14 protein-coding genes are annotated in these 15,967 nt (G+C 74.1%); 8 read left to right on the forward strand and 6 right to left on the reverse strand.

Annotated features, from left to right (window positions below):
- Positions 1-191: 191 nt before the first annotated feature.
- From ACZ5GH_RS34675 to ACZ5GH_RS34685, 3 genes are all read left to right on the forward strand, one after another.
- The gene (locus ACZ5GH_RS34675) at positions 192-1,454 is read left to right on the forward strand and encodes a TolB family protein (protein WP_464336301.1); all 1,263 of its coding nucleotides are present in this window, start codon (positions 192-194) and stop codon (positions 1,452-1,454) included.
- 215 nt (positions 1,455-1,669) lie between these two features.
- Positions 1,670-2,647 (forward strand): sphingomyelin phosphodiesterase, encoded by a 978-nt coding sequence (gene sph, locus ACZ5GH_RS34680; protein ID WP_464336302.1) that lies wholly within the window; start codon positions 1,670-1,672, stop codon positions 2,645-2,647.
- A 153-nt stretch (positions 2,648-2,800) separates the two neighbouring features.
- Positions 2,801-3,646, forward strand: a complete 846-nt coding sequence (locus ACZ5GH_RS34685; protein WP_464336303.1) for a thioesterase family protein — start codon at positions 2,801-2,803, stop codon at positions 3,644-3,646.
- Positions 3,647-3,711: 65 nt separating this feature from the next.
- On the opposite strand, the gene ACZ5GH_RS34690 is transcribed toward ACZ5GH_RS34685, so the two are convergent.
- Complete coding sequence (locus ACZ5GH_RS34690) at positions 3,712-5,037, reverse strand: radical SAM protein (RefSeq protein WP_387757435.1); 1,326 nt, start codon at positions 5,035-5,037, stop codon at positions 3,712-3,714.
- A gap of 96 nt (positions 5,038-5,133) precedes the next feature.
- On the reverse strand, positions 5,134-5,520 hold the full coding sequence (locus ACZ5GH_RS34695) for a MerR family transcriptional regulator (RefSeq protein ID WP_464336925.1): 387 nt from the start codon (positions 5,518-5,520) through the stop codon (positions 5,134-5,136).
- A gap of 131 nt (positions 5,521-5,651) precedes the next feature.
- Here ACZ5GH_RS34695 and ACZ5GH_RS34700 point away from each other — a divergent pair, with 131 nt between their 5' ends.
- On the forward strand, positions 5,652-6,317 hold the full coding sequence (locus tag ACZ5GH_RS34700; protein ID WP_387757438.1) for a class II aldolase/adducin family protein: 666 nt from the start codon (positions 5,652-5,654) through the stop codon (positions 6,315-6,317).
- Positions 6,314-6,736, forward strand: a complete 423-nt coding sequence (locus ACZ5GH_RS34705; RefSeq protein ID WP_387757439.1) for a carboxymuconolactone decarboxylase family protein — start codon at positions 6,314-6,316, stop codon at positions 6,734-6,736. Before ACZ5GH_RS34700 ends, ACZ5GH_RS34705 begins: the two co-directional genes overlap by 4 nt.
- 10 nt (positions 6,737-6,746) lie before the next feature.
- Here the strand turns inward: ACZ5GH_RS34705 and ACZ5GH_RS34710 are convergent, their stop codons facing one another.
- Genes ACZ5GH_RS34710 through ACZ5GH_RS34720 form a run of 3 tightly spaced genes read right to left on the reverse strand, consistent with a single transcriptional unit; the run spans position 6,747 to position 10,813 of the window.
- Positions 6,747-8,405: a S41 family peptidase gene (locus ACZ5GH_RS34710; RefSeq protein WP_464336304.1), complete on the reverse strand. Its 1,659-nt coding sequence runs from the start codon at positions 8,403-8,405 to the stop codon at positions 6,747-6,749.
- A gap of 30 nt (positions 8,406-8,435) precedes the next feature.
- The gene (locus tag ACZ5GH_RS34715) at positions 8,436-10,043 is read right to left on the reverse strand and encodes an amidohydrolase family protein (protein WP_464336305.1); all 1,608 of its coding nucleotides are present in this window, start codon (positions 10,041-10,043) and stop codon (positions 8,436-8,438) included.
- The gene (locus tag ACZ5GH_RS34720) at positions 10,043-10,813 is read right to left on the reverse strand and encodes a uracil-DNA glycosylase family protein (protein ID WP_387757444.1); all 771 of its coding nucleotides are present in this window, start codon (positions 10,811-10,813) and stop codon (positions 10,043-10,045) included. Before ACZ5GH_RS34720 ends, ACZ5GH_RS34715 begins: the two co-directional genes overlap by 1 nt.
- 676 nt (positions 10,814-11,489) lie before the next feature.
- Between ACZ5GH_RS34720 and ACZ5GH_RS34725 the strand changes: the two genes are divergently transcribed.
- Entirely contained in the window at positions 11,490-12,806 is a 1,317-nt protein-coding gene (locus tag ACZ5GH_RS34725; RefSeq protein WP_464336306.1) for a family 2 encapsulin nanocompartment cargo protein terpene cyclase, read from the forward strand.
- An 84-nt stretch (positions 12,807-12,890) separates the two neighbouring features.
- Complete coding sequence (locus ACZ5GH_RS34730; protein ID WP_464336307.1) at positions 12,891-13,769, forward strand: geranyl diphosphate 2-C-methyltransferase; 879 nt, start codon at positions 12,891-12,893, stop codon at positions 13,767-13,769.
- A 154-nt stretch (positions 13,770-13,923) separates the two neighbouring features.
- Here the strand turns inward: ACZ5GH_RS34730 and ACZ5GH_RS34735 are convergent, their stop codons facing one another.
- Complete coding sequence (locus ACZ5GH_RS34735) at positions 13,924-14,568, reverse strand: dihydrofolate reductase family protein (protein WP_464336308.1); 645 nt, start codon at positions 14,566-14,568, stop codon at positions 13,924-13,926.
- A gap of 300 nt (positions 14,569-14,868) precedes the next feature.
- On the opposite strand from ACZ5GH_RS34735, the gene ACZ5GH_RS34740 reads away from it, so the two are divergent.
- Complete coding sequence (locus tag ACZ5GH_RS34740) at positions 14,869-15,939, forward strand: phosphatidylinositol-specific phospholipase C domain-containing protein (RefSeq protein WP_387755740.1); 1,071 nt, start codon at positions 14,869-14,871, stop codon at positions 15,937-15,939.
- Positions 15,940-15,967 lie beyond the last annotated feature (28 nt).

The raw sequence follows: 15,967 nt of genomic DNA on the forward strand, positions 1-15,967 counted from the left end.
TTGCGCGTCCTCGGATGTTCCGGGCCGAGCCGAGCCGGGCCGAGCCGGGTCGACCCGTGTGGGCGGTGCGGGCGTTCCGTGTGCGGGAGTTGGCGAGATCGTGCCCGTTCCGGGGCGGCCGGGTTGACCTTGGCCGCGACCGGGCGGTTGGCTCGGCCGGAAGGACGGGGAATCCAAGGGGAGGGGAGCCCATGAGGACGACGACGGTACGGGTGGTCTGCGCGCTGGTGGCCGTGCTGCTGGCGGGCACCGGAGCACCGGCGGCGCAGGCCGCGCCCGCGCCCGCGGCGGGCGGCGGAGGCCCGGTGCCGGTGAACGTGAGCCCCGACGGCGCGCCCGCCGACGACTGGTCCGAGCCGCTCGGGCTGAGCGCCGACGGCCGCTACGCCCTGTTCGCCTCGCTGGCCTCGAACCTGGTGGCCGGCGACACCAACCGCCTCTACGACGTCTTCGTCCGTGACCTGTGGACGCGGCGGACCGAGCGGGTGAGCGTCGCCGACGACGGCTCCCAACTCGACGGCTCCAGCAGCCAGGCGGCGATCAGCGCCGACGGCCGGTACGTCGCCTTCAGCAGCGACGCCGCCGGCGCCGTCCCCGGGAACGCCGGCGGCCGCACCGACGTCTACGTCCGCGACCGCCGCACCGGCCGCACCGAGCTGCTCACCGCCGGAAGGGGCGCAGGCAACTCCGTCAGCCCGGCGATCAGCGCCGACGGCCGCTACGTCGCCTACTCCTCGGACCGCGCCGACCTCGCCCCCGGGGCCGGGGCGGGCACCTCCAACGTCTACCTGACGGACCGCCGGACCGGCACCACCCGCCTGGTCACCGCCGGGCAGGGCGGCGCCCCCGCCGACGGCGGCTCGGTCGAGCCCTCGCTCAGCGCCGACGGCCGGACCGTCGCCTTCCGGTCGAAGGCGGCCAACCTGCTGCCGCCCGCGCCGACGGCCCTGAAGCCGCCGCCCACCCGGCAGCTGTTCCCGCTCTACGTGTACGACGCCCGCACCGGGCGGATCGAGGGCGCGAGCACCGACGGGAGCGGTGCCCTGCGCGACGCGGCACGCCAGGGGCGGCTGAGCCCCGACGGCCGGTACGCGCTGTTCCGGGTGTTCCAGCCGGACCAGGGCGCCACCCGCGTCGCGCTCCACGCCCGCGACCTGCGCACCGGGACGGTCACCGAGGTGGCCCCCGCCGGCACCCAGCCGGCCGCTGTGACGGCGGACGACCGCTGGGTCTACTTCGCCTCGGACGACGCCGCTCTGGTGCCCGACGACACCAACGGCGCCGCGGACCTCTTCCGGCGGGACCTGCGGACCGGCCGGACCGAGCGGGTCGCCGAGGCCGTCGGCCCGGCGTCCACCGCGCCCGCCGTGGACGCGTTCGGCACCACCGTGCTGTACGGCGCCCTGGACGGCACCCGCGCCGACGTCCTGGTGCGCCGCCTGCCGCCCCGCTGACCGGCCGTGGCTCCCGGATCCCGCGGGGTGCGGCGCGCCGCGACCGGGGCGCGGCCGGTCGGCCGGTGACCAACCGTCAGGCCCGCGGCGACGGAGTTACCGACGAGTTCACCGAATGCTCGCCCGATGTCTTGCGGACGGTGTCGAGAGCCAAGTTGGATACACAACATCCCTCGACCCGACGGGTCCACGACAACGCCCCCCACGGAGGCCCGATGCCCCTGTCGTCCGTCCGCCGCGCCCTGGCCGCCGGCGCCGCCGCCACCGTCCTCGCCGTGCTCGGCGCCGCCCCGGCCTCGGCCGGGAGCGCTCCGGCGACCGCGCCCCCGCTCGACGTGCTGACCTACAACACGTTCCTGATGAGCACCTCGCTCTACCCCAACTGGGGCCAGCAGTACCGCGCGCAGGCCATCGCCTCGGCGGACTTCTTCCAGGGCCACGACGTGGTCGTGCTGGAGGAGGCCTTCGACAACGCGGCCTCCGACGCGCTGATCACCAAGGCCTCGGCCGGGTACCCGTACCACACGCCGGTGGTCGGCCGCTCGACCGGCGGCTGGGACGCCACCTCCGGCAGCTTCAGCTCCACCACCCCCGAGGACGGCGGCGTCACCCTGCTCAGCAAGTGGCCGATCCTGCGCAAGGAGCAGTACGTCTTCAAGGACGCCTGCGGCTCGGACTGGTTCTCCAACAAGGGCTTCGCCTACGCGGTGCTGGATGTGAACGGCCGCCGCACCCACGTGGTCGGCACCCACCTGCAGTCCACCGACTCGGGCTGCGCGAGCGGCCAGGCGGCGGACATCCGGGCCAAGCAGCTCACCGCGATGCGCTCCTTCCTGGACGCCAAGCGGATCCCGGCCGACGAGCCGGTCCTGGTCGCGGGCGACCTCAACATCGACTCGCACGGCTCCGAGTACCAGGCGCTGCTGACCAACGGCAACCTCGCCCCGGCCTCCGAGCGCACCGGCTGGCCGTACTCCTTCGACACCGTCGACAACTCCGTCGCCGCCTACCGCTACCCGGGCGAGCCCAGGGAGGACCTGGACTACGTCCTCTACCGGGCCGACCACGCCCGCCCGCAGCAGTACACCAACCAGGTGGTCCGGACGCGCAGCGCGCCCTGGACGGTGAGCAGTTGGGGAAAGAGCTACACCTACACCGACCTGTCCGACCACTACCCGCTGGCCGCGCGCTGACGGTCCGGACCCTCCGGGGGTGTGGGATGCGTCACCCGTGACGCCCCGCAGGCCGTTCGGCCCCTTACGATCCTGAACGCCGAGGTCGGGCGCCGTCGTACCACGGCGGCGCCCCGCCCGGCAGCCAGCGATCCGGCCCGAGGAGAAGCGCACGTGACCACCCCCACCACCGCGCCCGACAGCTACTACCAGCGCACCGGCGAGAACAGCTACAAGCCCACCGCGCAGGCGCAGGGCGCCTGGCACCCCGACGAGCAGCACTTCAGCCCGCTCGGCGGGCTGATCGTGCACGCCATCGACCGCTACCGGGCCGACCGCCACCGGGCCGACCAGCAGCGGGCCGACCAGCGGTCCGACCGTCCCGCCGACGGGCTGGCGCTGGCCCGGATCAGCTACGACATACTCGGCCTGATCGCCCTCGACGAGTTCGAGATCACCGTGGAGACCGTCCGCCCCGGCCGCACCATCGAGCTGGTCGAGGCGACCGTGGTGGTCGGCGGGCGCGCCGTGGTCCGGGCCCGCGCCTGGTCCCTCGCCCAGCTGGACACCGCCGCCGTCGCCGGCACCCACGACGAGCCGTTGCCCGCGCCCGAGGAGTTCGAGCCCTGGGCGATGGACGGGGTGTGGGGCGGCGGCTACATCTCCTCCGTCGACGTCCGCCACCGGGTGACGGCCCCCGGCCGCGCCGCCGCCTGGATCTCCACCCCGGTCGAGCTGGTCGCGGGGGAGCCCAGCGGCCCGCACGCCTCCTTCGTCATGCTGGTGGACACCGCCAACGGCATCGCCGTGCGGCAGGACCCCACCGAGTGGATGTTCCCCAACACCGACCTGACGATCCACTTCCACCGCCGCCCCGAGGGCCGTTGGACCGGCCTGGACACCAGCGTCAGCTTCGGCCCGGCCGGGCACGGCGTCACCAGCACCGTGCTGCACGACGTCCACGGACCGGTGGGCCGGGCCGAGCAGATCCTCACCGTCCGCCCGCTGAACGGGAGCTGACGGGTACGGGGCGGAGCCGGGGCGGCGCGGAGTCGGGCCTCGCGCCGCCCGAGGCCTCAGGGGCCTCAGCCGGTCAGCGAGTCCATGAAGGAGCTCACCGAGAAGACCGCCTGCCCCGGCCCGGCCGGCCCGTAGCCGGGCGGGGAGGAGAGACCGAACTCCTCCAGGGTCGCCCGGTAGGTCCGCAGCAGCCGGATGTGGTACTCCAGCGGAGCGCCGTGCGGGTTGGCCTTGCCGAGCGGGGTGGTCGGCTCGGGGCACCAGGTGGTGAAGCGCGGCACCACGCCGTGGGACATGAAGAAGCGCAGGCCCTCCTCGGTGGACGCGATCGCCTCGTCGACCGTGGTGAAGCCGAAGGGCTCGGCCATCTCCACGCCCGCGACGAAGTTGGGGATCACGTTCTCCGGGCCGAACACCTCGGTGGAGTCGAGGATCCGGCGGTGCCACTCGTCCCGGCCGACGTAGCGCTCCTTGCCCGGGCAGTACAGCTCGAACAGCCGCTTGTCCCACACCTCGAAGTTGGGGTGGTAGATCCGCACCCCGTAGTCGTGGAAGCGCTGGACGTCCTCGCGCGGCAGCGCCTGGGCCACCACCTTGCCGATCCAGCGCCCGGGGAAGCGCTCCTCGATGGCCTTGGCGTACTGCCCGTAGAAGTCGGCCTCGTCCCGGCCGCCGACGTGCGAGGTGATCGCCCCGCCGGTGAGGGTGTACGCCTGGGAGGCGCGGGCGGTGTCGTGCTCGTCGATCAGCGCGAGCGCCTCCAGCACCTCCTCGACCGGCTTGACCCCGGTGTACGGGCGGCCGGCGGCCTTGTGCTGGCGCCAGTTGTGGTTGATGTCGCAGTACTGGCACTCCTCCTTGGCACCGAAGTACTGGCAGACCCGGAACACCGTGAGGTAGATCAGGTAGCCCCACTGGATGGTCGGGGCGACCTCCATCACCGACTTGCCGTTGGCCAGCGTGTGCCGGTAGTAGTCCGGCATCGGCGGCAGCCCGACGTCGGCGATCCGGGCGCCGTCCAGGTAGAGGCCGAGCGTGCCGTCCTCGCCCGCGCCGACCCGGTACGGCGAGTCCGGGTTCACCCGCACCGACACCACCGTGCGGCGCAGCCCGTACGGCCCGCCGGTCAGCACGACCTCCTCCGGCGGCCGGTTGAGCGCGGCGGCGCCCAGTTCGGGCAGGGTGCGGTGGTCGAAGGAGAAGATGAAGTACGACTTCGGCTTGACCTCGCCGCCCCCGTCGGCACCGGCGCTGCCGCTGAGCGCGGACTCGTCGAAGGCCATGCCGCCGCGCAGCAGGTCCTCCTTGATCACCGCCTCGCGGGGCACGTCGGGATAGCGCTCCATGAGCTCCTCGACGAGTGCGGTGCGGCTGCGGGCCTGGCTCTCCATGCGCTGGTCTTCCTTCCTGGCACCGTCCTCACGGCGCCCAGCCCATTCTGGTCCCCCTTACGCGGCCGGTCGCGCACCGGTGTCCGCCGGAGACGGTCACCCGGTCGGATCGGGGGACCGCCACGCCGCCATCTGCTGTCGGAACTTCGGACAGTCGACGATGTCCTCCTCGCCGCACCTGAGGGCGTGGACCAGGAGCTGTTCGGCGTGGTCGAGATCGACCACGCGCTGCCGGAGCTCGGTGATCTTGGCGCGGATCATGGCCTCCCGGCGCGGCTGCTCCCGCTGGAACTCGCGGATCTCGGCCAGGCTCAGCCCGGCCTGCTGGCACGTGCGCAGCACCGTGATCCGCGCGGCGGCCTCGGGCGGGTAGCGCCGCTGCCCGCTCTCGCGCTCGGGCGTGGGGAGCAGTCCGTGGCGCTCCCAGTACCGGATGGCCGACGCGGGCACCCCGGTGATCTCGGCGAGTCGGCCGATCGTCATGCGCACGTTCCGCTTCCTCTGCTCCTCGTCGATCCGGGCGTTTGACTTGAACCTTAGTTCAAGCAGCAGAGTGGTCGGCACCTGGACGGCGGCGAACGGAAGCCGCCGGCAGCACACTTGGGGAGACCGCCATGACCGACAGGAACGTACGGGAAGAGCGCGCCGAGCAGTTGGTGGAGGCCGCGGAGAACCTGTTCGCGGCCGGGGTGATGTCCCACTCCGGGCACGCCAACCTGAGCGCCCGGCTCGACGGCGAGCGCCTCCTGCTGACGCCGGGGTTCGTCCGCGGCCTGAGGCCCGGACAGCTGGCGACCGTGGGATTCGACGGGCGGGTCCTCGACGGCGAGCTGCGGTCCGTCAGCGCCGAGATCATCGCCATGCACACGGCCGTGTACGAGGCCCGGCCCCACGTGGGCGCGATCATCCACACCCACTCGCCCGCCGCGACCGCCTTCGCCGTGGCCCACCGGCCGCTGCCCTGCCGCACGGAGCCGATGCTGCGCTTCGGACAGGCCGAGGAGGTCCCCGTGGTCCCCTGGGGGCCCCGCGGGTCGGACGTGTCGGTGCGCGGCATCGCGGACGTGCTGCGCCGGCGTCCGACGACGGCGGCCGTCCTCCTGGCCAACCACGGCCTCCTGGTGTTCGGCCCGGACTCCGCGGCCGCCGCCCACCTCGTGGTGGCGATCGAGGAGAGCGCCGAGGCCGAGATCGCCGCCGCGGCGATCGGCGGGGCTGTCGACTTCCCCCCGGGTGCCCAGGAGGCCGTGCGCGCCTCGATCGCGCGGGTCGCGTCATGACGGACGACACCCTGGACGCGCGTACGGAGGCCGTCCGCGACCGCTACCGCTCCACCCTCGGGACCGTCCCCGGCGGGGTGCGGGAACGGCTGCGCCTGGCCCGGGAGTTCGACCGGCTGCCGACCGAGGAGGCGATCGCGGAACTGCGGCACATCGTGCTGACCGACAGCCCGCTGGGAGCGCGGGTGCAGCAGCTCGTCCACTTCGGCCAGCTGCTGGCCCTCGGCCGGGAACACCCCGCCCGGATCCACGCCCGGGGAGCGCTCCACGCCGGAGCCGGTGTCGCCGACCTCATCGGTGTCGCCGAGACCGCGCTCATCACCGCGGGCGTGCCGGCGTACGCACTCGGCACCGAGATCGTCGCCGAGCTCGTGGCCCGGGAGGGCTCCGACGCCCGGGAGGACGCCGACGAGGAGTGAGGCCGGACGGTCATCCGCCGGACCGGCCCTGGCGTCCGTCCAGCAGCGCGGCCGCGGCGGCCAGCAGGTCCTCGTTGTGGCCGAGGACGTCGCGCCTGGTCAGCCGGTGCAGCGGGTCGGCCGCGACGCCGAAGTCCTCCAGCGGGACGCCGATGCTCGCCCCGGCCCGGGTGGCGCGGCGCAGGGCGACGCGGAACCCGGCCCCGCGCGGCAGGGCGGGCAGCAGTTCGGGCAGCCAGACGCTCAGCAGGTCGTAGGTCCAGACGTTGGCGCCGCCGGCGCCGGTGCTCGCGGCGGTCCCGAGCACCGCTCCGGCCCCGCCGTCCGCGTCGTCGTCCGTCCCGCCGCCCGCTCCGCCGTCCGTCAGCACGCCCGCCCGGTTGTCCGCGAACCCGGCGGCGAAGATGTCGGCGGCCGAGTACGTCAGGGCGTCGACGACCAGCACCTTCGGCCCCGCGTAGTGCGGCAGCCCCTCGGCGACCGCGTCGGGGTCGGTGAGCGGGAACGCCTGGGAGTACGGTTCGCCGGTCTCCACGGCGTCCCGGATCGAGGCGGTCCACCGGCGGAAGGCCGGGTTGGCGCGGACCAGGGCGAGCGCGGCCCGGGTGGTCGGCAGCGAGAACCGCACCGGGGCGACGGGGCCCGCGCTGAGCACCCGCAACGCGGCCTCGGCGGCCAGGATGTTGCCGCCGGGGTTGCCGCGGACGTCCACGACCAGCCCCTCGGCCGGAGCCTTCGCCGCGATCACGGCCACCTGCTCGGCGAACCGCCGCGCGCTCGCGACGTTGAAGGAGAAGATCCGCAGGTACCCGTACGGCCGCGCGCGGGCCCGCGAGTAGGCCAGGACGTCACGCGGCGCCCGCGCCACCGACCTCCGGGCCGACTCCGGGGCGAACAGCGCGCGCTTGGCCTGGCGGGTGGCCTCGTTGCCGGCGTCGATGCCGAGGTGGGCGCCGAACGTGGGCACCGGGTCCTGGTCCCGTCCCCGGTACCGCTCCGCGGCGCGCACCCGCCACGGCACCCGGGTCTCGCGCGTCCGACCCTCGGGCGTGCGGTAGGTCAGCAGCACCCAGCGCTCGTCGGGCGGTGGAGCGGTCCGCAGCGGGCGCAGCGTCAGCGACTCCAGCCCCCGGGCCAGGCGGGCGTCGGGGCTGCAGCCCGCCTGCGCGGCCGTGCCGCGCTCGACGGCGCGCTCCACCGGGACCCCGTTCCACAGCTCCAGCTCGACGCCGGCGTCGAAGTCCGCGTGCCGCAGCGAGTCGTCGATCCGGGAGACGAGGTGGTGCGGCGTCCCGTCCTCGTCCTGGTAGCGCTCGACGAGGAAGCCGAGCACCGCCACCTGGCCCCGGTAGGGGGCGGGCAGCTGGTAGACGGTGTGCAGGTCGCGCAGGTCCCGGAAGACGGCGGCGAGCTCGGCGTGGAACTGCAGCTCGCTGAGCGCGGGCACGCGCCGCTCCAGCAGGCGCAGGCGTTGGACCGGGTCGGTGGCGTACCGGGCGCGCTTGAGCGGGAGGTGGACGTACAGCTCCTCGACCAGGACGCGGGCGGCGGCCACCAGCCGGTAGCGGTCGGCGAGCGGCAGCGGGTCGGTGGCGACCCGGTCCATGAACTCCTCGATCCCGATCGAGTCCGGCAGGGGACGGGCCGGGCCGGTGACCCGCGGGCTCACGGCCGTCCCTCGCTCATGCCCGTCCCGTCCTCACCCGTAGTAGTCCCCGAGCCGCCGCAGCTCCGGTATCCCGGTGCGGTCCACGGCGGCGAGGAACGCGGCGTCGTGGGTCAGCGCGTCCAGCGGGGGGATGACCAGGCCGGCCGGGACGTCGTCGGTGCCGGCGAGGGCCGTCGCCTCGCCCTCGGGCATGTCGCCGAAGAGGGCGAGCGGTGCTTCGGGGTCGTCGAGCGGGCCGCCCCACGCCGCGAGCGCGTTCTGGGCCTCGCGCCAGGCGGTCCGCGGGTCCCGGCGGACCTTCTCCAGCGCCCGCTTGACGGCGGGCCAGTCCGGCGCGGCGCCCGCGGCTCCGCCCCCACCGGGCGCGCCCGGCCGCCGCACCGCCACCCGCCGCCGGATGCCGTCCGCCGGCTCGATCGGGTCGGTGTCCGTCGCCCCGGCGGCGGTCATCAGCGGCGCGGTCCCGTACCGCGGCACTCCCCGGGCGACCACCAGCAGGACGTGCCGTTCGGTCGCGTCGACGAGGTTGCGGTACGCGTCCTGGTCGGGTTCGTGGCGTTCGATCACCAGCAGGTCGGCGGCGCTGCCCGCGGCCAGCCGTCCCACCTGCGGCCCCCAGGCGGTGGCGAGCGCGTCGCCGGGGTTCGCGGTGACCATGTCGCACAGGCCGCGGTCGTCGAAGTGGCCGCCGAGCTCGTGGCGGTTGATGCCGTCGGCGACCTTGAGCTCGCCGAGCACGTGCTTGGTCCCGGACGGCGACCAGTCGGAGCCGAGTGCGATCCGCAGCCCCTGCGCGGTCGCCGCGACCACGTCCGTCGTCTGGTGGTAGAGCCAGAGGTTGGAGAACGGCGACCACACCACGGTGCCCCGCTCGGCCGGGTCGATCCCCGTCACCCGCTGCTGCCAGGTGGCGAACTCGGCGGCGGTGAGCGCGGTGGCGTGCACGCAGACCAGGCCCGGCTTCAGGCAGGAGTCGAGGTCCGTGAACTCGCGGTGGACCAGCGGCGCCTTCCCCGGCGGGGGCGGCACCTCGGCGCGCTGCCCCTCCGCGACGTGGTAGATCAGCACCCGGCTGCCGTCGAGGTCGTCCGCGAGGCTCCGCAACTGCTCGACGTCCCGCTGGAGCGCGGCGGTCAGCACCATGTCGCGGCCCGCCGGCAGCTTCTCGACGTCCACGATCCGCACCGGCCCGCCGTCGATCGGGCGGGTCGCGCGCGGCGCGCCCTGGACCGAGGTGCTCCCGCCGACCAGCGCCTTGACCGCGATGTACGTGAGCAGCGCCTCCGGCGCGGCGGTGCCGAGGACCTTGGCGGGCCAGGAGACCGCCGTGGCGTAGTCCGGAGGGCGCTTCTCGTCCACCCAGCGGTCGTGGTGCCGGTACGGGACGCCGACCGCCTCCCAGAGCGGCAGGGTGTTGTACTGCAGGTGGCCGTGGAGGTCGACCAGGCCGGGCAGGACCAGCGCGCCCGTGCCGACCAGGTCGACGACCGGGGCGGCGGAGAACCCGGTGGGCGGTGCCTGCCCAGCAGGCTGCACCGCGCCGAGGCGGCCGTCGTCACCGACGTACACCGCGCCGGGGTCGAGGATCCGGTGCTCGTCGTCGAAGGTGACGACGGTGCCGCGCAGGACGAGTGCCATCAGCCCGGGGCCTTCCAGATCAGGGTGTGCCCGTCGTCCGGGGACGGGCGGCTGACCGAGGTCGGCACCTCGCCGCCCTGCGCCCGCACCCAGGCGTCGTCGCCCAGGAACGCCGGTGCGCCGAACGGCAGGTCGCCCCGGGGGATCGGGCGGTAGTCGCTCTCCTGGAAGGCGGCGCCGTAGTCGGGGCCGGTGTTGTCACCGTCGTCGTCCGGCGTGACGACCGCGCGCAGCGTGGTGACCGCCGCGCGCCAGCCGTCGAGCAGCGCCACCGGGTCGTGGCTCGTCGGGTGGGGCACCCGCACGAGCACCGCCTGCTGCGGCCGGGCGGTCCAGAGCCGCACCGCCTCCTGGGCCATGAACCCCATCGCGACGACGGCCTGCAGCGCCGGGCCGGTCGCGGTGCTGTAGACCTCGTTGCGCCACTGGGTCTGCGCGGGCTCGCGGAGCCGCTCCTTCATCGCCGTGGCACGGGACGGACGGACCGCGTACGCCCATGCGTTGAGGCAGACGTACGACCGGGTCAGGCCCAGCTTGGCGAGGAAGCCCTGCACCCGCTGCCCGGCGTTGCCGACCAGGCTGCGCCCGGCGATCCGCTCGGTCGGCCCGGGGTCGGAGGCGACGACCAGGACCCGCGCCGACCCGTCGACCCGGCCCCGGTGGAAGACCGGCCCCCAGTCGGACCAGAACGCCGTTTCGTCGGGCGGATCGGGCACCCGCGCGCACAGCTCCGCGAAGGCGTCCGTCGGCCCCCGGTCGAACTCGGCCATCGGTCACCACCTCACTCACCGGTGGCCACCCGGGCGCCGGCGCTCACGGACCGTGGCGGCACCGTGGGCCGCCGGGACGGTACCGGGGCGGGTCGGCCGTTCCGGTGTCCCTTCCAGCGCACCACACCGCCCTCACCTCCGCAAAAGCGGGCCGGGGCGCCCGGTCCGGCACGGGAGGCCGGCCGGGGCGGCCTCCTGCGCCGGTCGGGTCGGACGCTCGGGCGACGTGCGGACGCGACACCCGGCGGGCGGCCACCGGTCAGGGGATTCGCGGTCGAACAGCCTCCGCCGCGGAGGCGGGAACGCCGTCGACCGGATCGGGACACGGGTGCTGCTCACCGGGTTGACGCGCCGGGCGGGTGGAGCGGTCCGGTCGGTTCGCGCTCGGAGCGCCAACCAGCGGGACAGGCCGAAGCACGGCCGCGGCTTGTCCAAACGCCGTCAGCATGAACGTTCACCCTATCGGGTGAGGAAGATCGTCCGTTGCGATGTGGAACGCGCCTTCGCGCCTACGGTGGGGAACCGAGCGAGACGGGGCCCGCGGCCGGAGTTCCCGTCCCAGACGGGCGAGATGACGGCCCGTCATATTGTGCGATCCCTTCAGAGGAGGCTCCATGCCCCTGCGTGCCAGACCGGACACCGCATCCGGGCCCGTCACCGTCCCGGTGGTGGGCCCATGAGCTCCCCGGCGATCGACCGGGTCCTGCGCGGGCCCAGCGGACTGGGCACCTCCGGGCTGCAGTTCCGGCCGCGGGTGCCGGCGCCCGAGGCTGCGGTGTACGAGGCCGCGGTGTACGAGGTGTCGGCTGTGGAGACCTCGGTGCCCGACGCCCCGGTGGTCAGGCCCTCGGGGCCGGAGGCCGCGGCGCCCGCGGCCGTGCTGACCGAGACCCCCGGGTTCCGGGCGCCGTCCGTCCCCGTCCTCCCCTTCCCGGCCGCCGTGGCCCCGGCCGCGGTGGCCACGTCCACCGGGGGCTCGGCCGCCGGGGCGCCCGGGGGCGGCAAGCCCAGGAGCGGCGACCCCGTCCCCGGCCTCTACCACCACCCGGTCGCCGAGCCCGACCCGGTGCGGGTGGAGGCGTTGAGCGCCAAGCTCAAGGTCTGGGCGATGGAGGAGATCGAGCTCTACCCGCCGGAGTGGGAGAAGGACTTCGACGGCTTCTCCACCGGGCGCTACATGGTGGCCTGCCACCCGGACGCGCCGAGCGTCGACCACCTGATGCTCGCGGCCCGCCTGATGGTGGCCGAGAACGCGGTGGACGACTGCTACTGCGAGGACCTCGGCGGTTCGCCGATCGGCCTGGGCAGCCGCCTGCTGCTCGCGCACACCGCGCTCGACCCGCTGCACACCACGCCGGAGTACCAACCGGCCTGGGAGGCCTCGCTGTCCTCGGACGCGCCCCGGCGCGCCTACCACTCCGCGATGGAGTACTTCACCCGGGCCGCCACGCCGTCCCAGTCGGACCGGTTCCGGCACGACATGGCGCGGTTGCACCTCGGGTACCTGGCCGAGGCCGCCTGGGACCAGGCGGACCACGTCCCGGAGGTGTGGGAGTACCTGGCCATGCGCCAGTTCAACAACTTCCGCCCCTGCCCGACGATCACGGACACCGTCGGAGCCTACGAGCTGCCCGCCGAGCTGCACGCGCTGCCCGCGACGCAGCGGGTGATCGCCCTGGCCTCCAACGCGACCACCATCGTCAACGACCTGTACTCGTACACGAAGGAGCTGTCCAGCCCCGGACTGCACCTGAACCTGCCGGTGGTGATCTCCGAGCGCGAGGGCGTCTCCCGCAAGGAGGGCTACCTGAAGGCGGTCGAGGTCCACAACGAGCTGATGCTGGCCTTCGAGGCCGAGGCGGCGGCCCTGGCCGTGGCCTGCCCGGTGCCGACGCTGGCACGGTTCCTGCGCGGCGTGGCCGCGTGGGTCGACGGCAACCACTACTGGCACCAGACCAACACCTACCGCTACACCCTGCCGGACTTCTGGTGACACCACCCGTCGCCGGCGGCGCCTTCCCCTTGACGACCGATCCCTTGACGACCGATCCCTTGACCATCCGCTAGGAGCTGACCCATGTCCGTGACCGACGACATCACCACCCCCGGCAACGCCATCCCCGGCCCGGCCACCCCGTACCAGGGCGACATCGCACGCTACTGGGACCACGAGGCCCGTCCGGTCAACCTCCGCCTGGGTGACGTCGACGGCCTCTACCACCACCACTACGGCATCGGTGCGGTCGACCAGGCCGCGATCGGCGACCCGGCCGACAGCGAGCGAGAGAAGAAGGTGATCGCCGAGCTGCACCGCCTGGAGTCCGCCCAGGCCGAGGTACTGCTCGACCACCTCGGCGACATCCGTGCCGACCGGACCCTGGTCGACGCGGGCTGCGGCCGCGGCGGCTCGATGGTGATGGCCCACCAGCGCTTCGGCTGCCGGGTCGAGGGCCTGACCCTCTCCACCCAGCAGGCGGAGTTCGGCAACAAGCGCGCCGCCGAGCTGGGCATCGGCGACTTCGTCCGCTCCCGGGTCGCCAACATGCTGAACATGCCGATCGAGACCGGTGCGGTCGCGGGTTCCTGGAACAACGAGTCCAGCATGTACGTCGACCTGCACGACCTGTTCGCCGAGCACGCCCGGGTGCTGAGCGTCGGCGGTCGGTACGTGACCATCACCGGCTGCTGGAACCCGCGCTACGGCCAGCCGTCGAAGTGGGTGTCGCAGATCAACGCCCACTTCGAGTGCAACATCCACTCCCGCCGGGAGTACCTGCGGGCGATGGCCGACAACCGCCTGGTGCCGCAGGCCGTCATCGACCTGACCCCGGACACCCTGCCCTACTGGGAGCTGCGGAACACCACCTCGCTGGTGACCGGCATCGAGGAGGCGTTCATCGAGTCCTACAAGGACGGCTCCTTCCAGTACGTGCTGATCGCGGCCGACCGGGTCTGATCCGGCGGTCCGGACCGGGCTCGCCCCGGTCCGGTGGTGCGGAACCACGACGGCGGCCTCCCCGCGGGTGCGGGGAGGCCGCCGTCGTCCGTACCGCGCCGTCCGCGCCGTCCGTGCCGAGCACCCGGCCGTAGCCGGGCCGGCCGGGGCCCGGCTACGGCCGGGTGAAGGTGAGGTGGGTGACGCCGCTCGGCGAGGCCACCGCCTCGGTGCGGAAGCGCCGCTCCAGCCCCTCGAGCCCGGTCCAGAGCGGCTCGCCCCGGCCGAGCAGCACCGGCACCAGGACCACGTGCAGGTGGTCGATCAGATCGGCCGCCAGGAACTCCCGGACGGTGGTCGGGCCGCCGCCGATCCGCACGTCCAGGCCGCCGGCCGCCTCCCGGGCCCGGCGCAGCGCCTCCTCGGGGGAGGCGTCGATGAAGTGGAAGACCGTGCCGCCGTCCATCTCCAGTGACGGGCGCGGGTGGTGGGTGAGGACGAAGACCGGGGTGTGGAACGGCGGGTTCGGCCCCCACCAGCCCCGCCAGTCCTCGTCCTGCCAGGGGCCGCGCTGCGGGCCGAACTTGTGGCGGCCCATGATCTCCGCGCCGATGCCGTCGCCCCAGGTGCGCGCCATCGCGTCGTCCACGCCGGTGCTGCCGCCGTCTTTGCCCTGCATCCGCCGGAACGTCCGGGTGTGGAAGAACCAGGTGTGCAGCCGGTCGGCGGCATGGCCGAACGGGGCGTCCAGGCTCTGGCCCTCGCCCGTGCCGTAACCGTCCAGGGAGATCGAGAAGTTGTGGACCCGCACCAGGGACATCGTTCCTCCGCCGCGCCGTGTCTCGCGCGTGCCTCGGGTGCGGACCGCCCGCACCCCCGCGCGCGGGCCACGCTAACCGGGGGCGCCGGTTTCCCGACGCTCCGTCACCCGTGCCGGGCGTGGCGGGAGCGGCGGGTGGTGAACGGGTGGAGGAAGGGGAGGGGAGCGGGGGAGAAGCGGTGTGGCCGTCACGCTATTGTCGTGCCTTCTTCATCCTGAGCACGCCCGGGCGGGCGATGCTTCGTCAGGCTGCCCGGGAGCCGGGCGGCCGCATCCCACGACCTCGGGGGGACCGTTCCGATGACCGTACGCCGCACCCTGACCGGATTCCTGGCCGCGGGCCTGATGGCCGCCGCGGCGGCGCTGGTGCCGACCGCACCGGCGGACGCCACCACCGGCGGGCCGGGCGACCTGCCGTTCGGCTCCGCGACCACCGTCGGCCTCCACAACACCTACGACCCGGGCGCCTTCCCGTACCTCGCTCAGGGGCTGGACACCGGCACCGGGATGATCGAGCTGGACCTCTGGCCGAACATCGTGACCAAGAAGTGGCAGGTCAGCCACTCCAACCCGTTCGGCAACTCCAACAACTGCACCGCCGCGAGCACCCCCGCGCAGCTCTACGGCGGCAACACCGACCAGGACCTGGGGAGCTGCCTGGACGACGTCCGGGTCTGGCTCGCCGCGCACCCCGGCGCCGGGCCGCTGGTGATCAAGCTGGAGCTCAAGCCCGGCTACTCGGCGAACCTCGGGATGGGCCCGGACCAGCTGGACGCGCTGATCGCCCAGCACCTCGGCTCCGCGGTGCTGCGCCCGGCCGACCTGCTGGCCAGGCCCGGCGGCGGCTCGTACGCGAGCGTCGACGAGGCGGTGCGGGCGGGCAACTGGCCGAGCCGCTCGGCGCTGGCCGGCAAGGTGCTGCTGTACGCGATACCGGGCACGGTCGAGCTGGACAACCCCTTCGACACCCTGCACACCGACGTCGAGCAGGGCCGGCACCTGCGCGACCTGGCGGCGGCCGGCCGGATCGGCCAGGCCCAGGTGTTCCCGTCCGTGCTGGGCGCCGCCACCGGCGACCCGCGCGGCCGGTACACCGGCGCGGACGCCTCGATCCGGCCCTGGTTCGTGGTCTTCGACGGCGACGCCTCCACGTACGTCACCACCGTCGACACCGCCTGGTACGACGGCGCCCACTACCTGCTGGTGATGACGGACTCCCACCTGGTCGCCCCGGCGATCAGCGGCACCGACCCGACCGCCGACCAGGCGCGGGCCCGCACCGAGCAGTTGGCGAAGGCGCACGCGAGCATCGTCTCCAGCGACTGGCGCAGGCTCGCGTCGGTGCAGTCGCTGGTGCTGTCCCGCGGCTGACCGGGGCCGGTGGCTGACCAGGTCAAGG

The organism is Kitasatospora sp. Xyl93 (assembly GCF_055383135.1).

What these genes read in the sequence shown, in the direction of transcription:
- ACZ5GH_RS34675 (WP_464336301.1), top strand. Translation starts at nt 192, where the DNA reads ATGAGGACGACGACGGTACGGGTGGTCTGCGCGCTGGTGGCCGTGCTG.
- sph (WP_464336302.1), top strand. Translation starts at nt 1,670, where the DNA reads ATGCCCCTGTCGTCCGTCCGCCGCGCCCTGGCCGCCGGCGCCGCCGCC.
- ACZ5GH_RS34690 (WP_387757435.1), bottom strand. Translation starts at nt 5,037, where the DNA reads ATGGAGAGCCAGGCCCGCAGCCGCACCGCACTCGTCGAGGAGCTCATG.
- ACZ5GH_RS34695 (WP_464336925.1), bottom strand. Translation starts at nt 5,520, where the DNA reads ATGACGATCGGCCGACTCGCCGAGATCACCGGGGTGCCCGCGTCGGCC.
- ACZ5GH_RS34700 (WP_387757438.1), top strand. Translation starts at nt 5,652, where the DNA reads ATGACCGACAGGAACGTACGGGAAGAGCGCGCCGAGCAGTTGGTGGAG.
- ACZ5GH_RS34705 (WP_387757439.1), top strand. Translation starts at nt 6,314, where the DNA reads ATGACGGACGACACCCTGGACGCGCGTACGGAGGCCGTCCGCGACCGC.
- ACZ5GH_RS34715 (WP_464336305.1), bottom strand. Translation starts at nt 10,043, where the DNA reads ATGGCACTCGTCCTGCGCGGCACCGTCGTCACCTTCGACGACGAGCAC.
- ACZ5GH_RS34720 (WP_387757444.1), bottom strand. Translation starts at nt 10,813, where the DNA reads ATGGCCGAGTTCGACCGGGGGCCGACGGACGCCTTCGCGGAGCTGTGC.
- ACZ5GH_RS34725 (WP_464336306.1), top strand. Translation starts at nt 11,490, where the DNA reads ATGAGCTCCCCGGCGATCGACCGGGTCCTGCGCGGGCCCAGCGGACTG.
- ACZ5GH_RS34730 (WP_464336307.1), top strand. Translation starts at nt 12,891, where the DNA reads ATGTCCGTGACCGACGACATCACCACCCCCGGCAACGCCATCCCCGGC.
- ACZ5GH_RS34735 (WP_464336308.1), bottom strand. Translation starts at nt 14,568, where the DNA reads ATGTCCCTGGTGCGGGTCCACAACTTCTCGATCTCCCTGGACGGTTAC.
- ACZ5GH_RS34740 (WP_387755740.1), top strand. Translation starts at nt 14,869, where the DNA reads ATGACCGTACGCCGCACCCTGACCGGATTCCTGGCCGCGGGCCTGATG.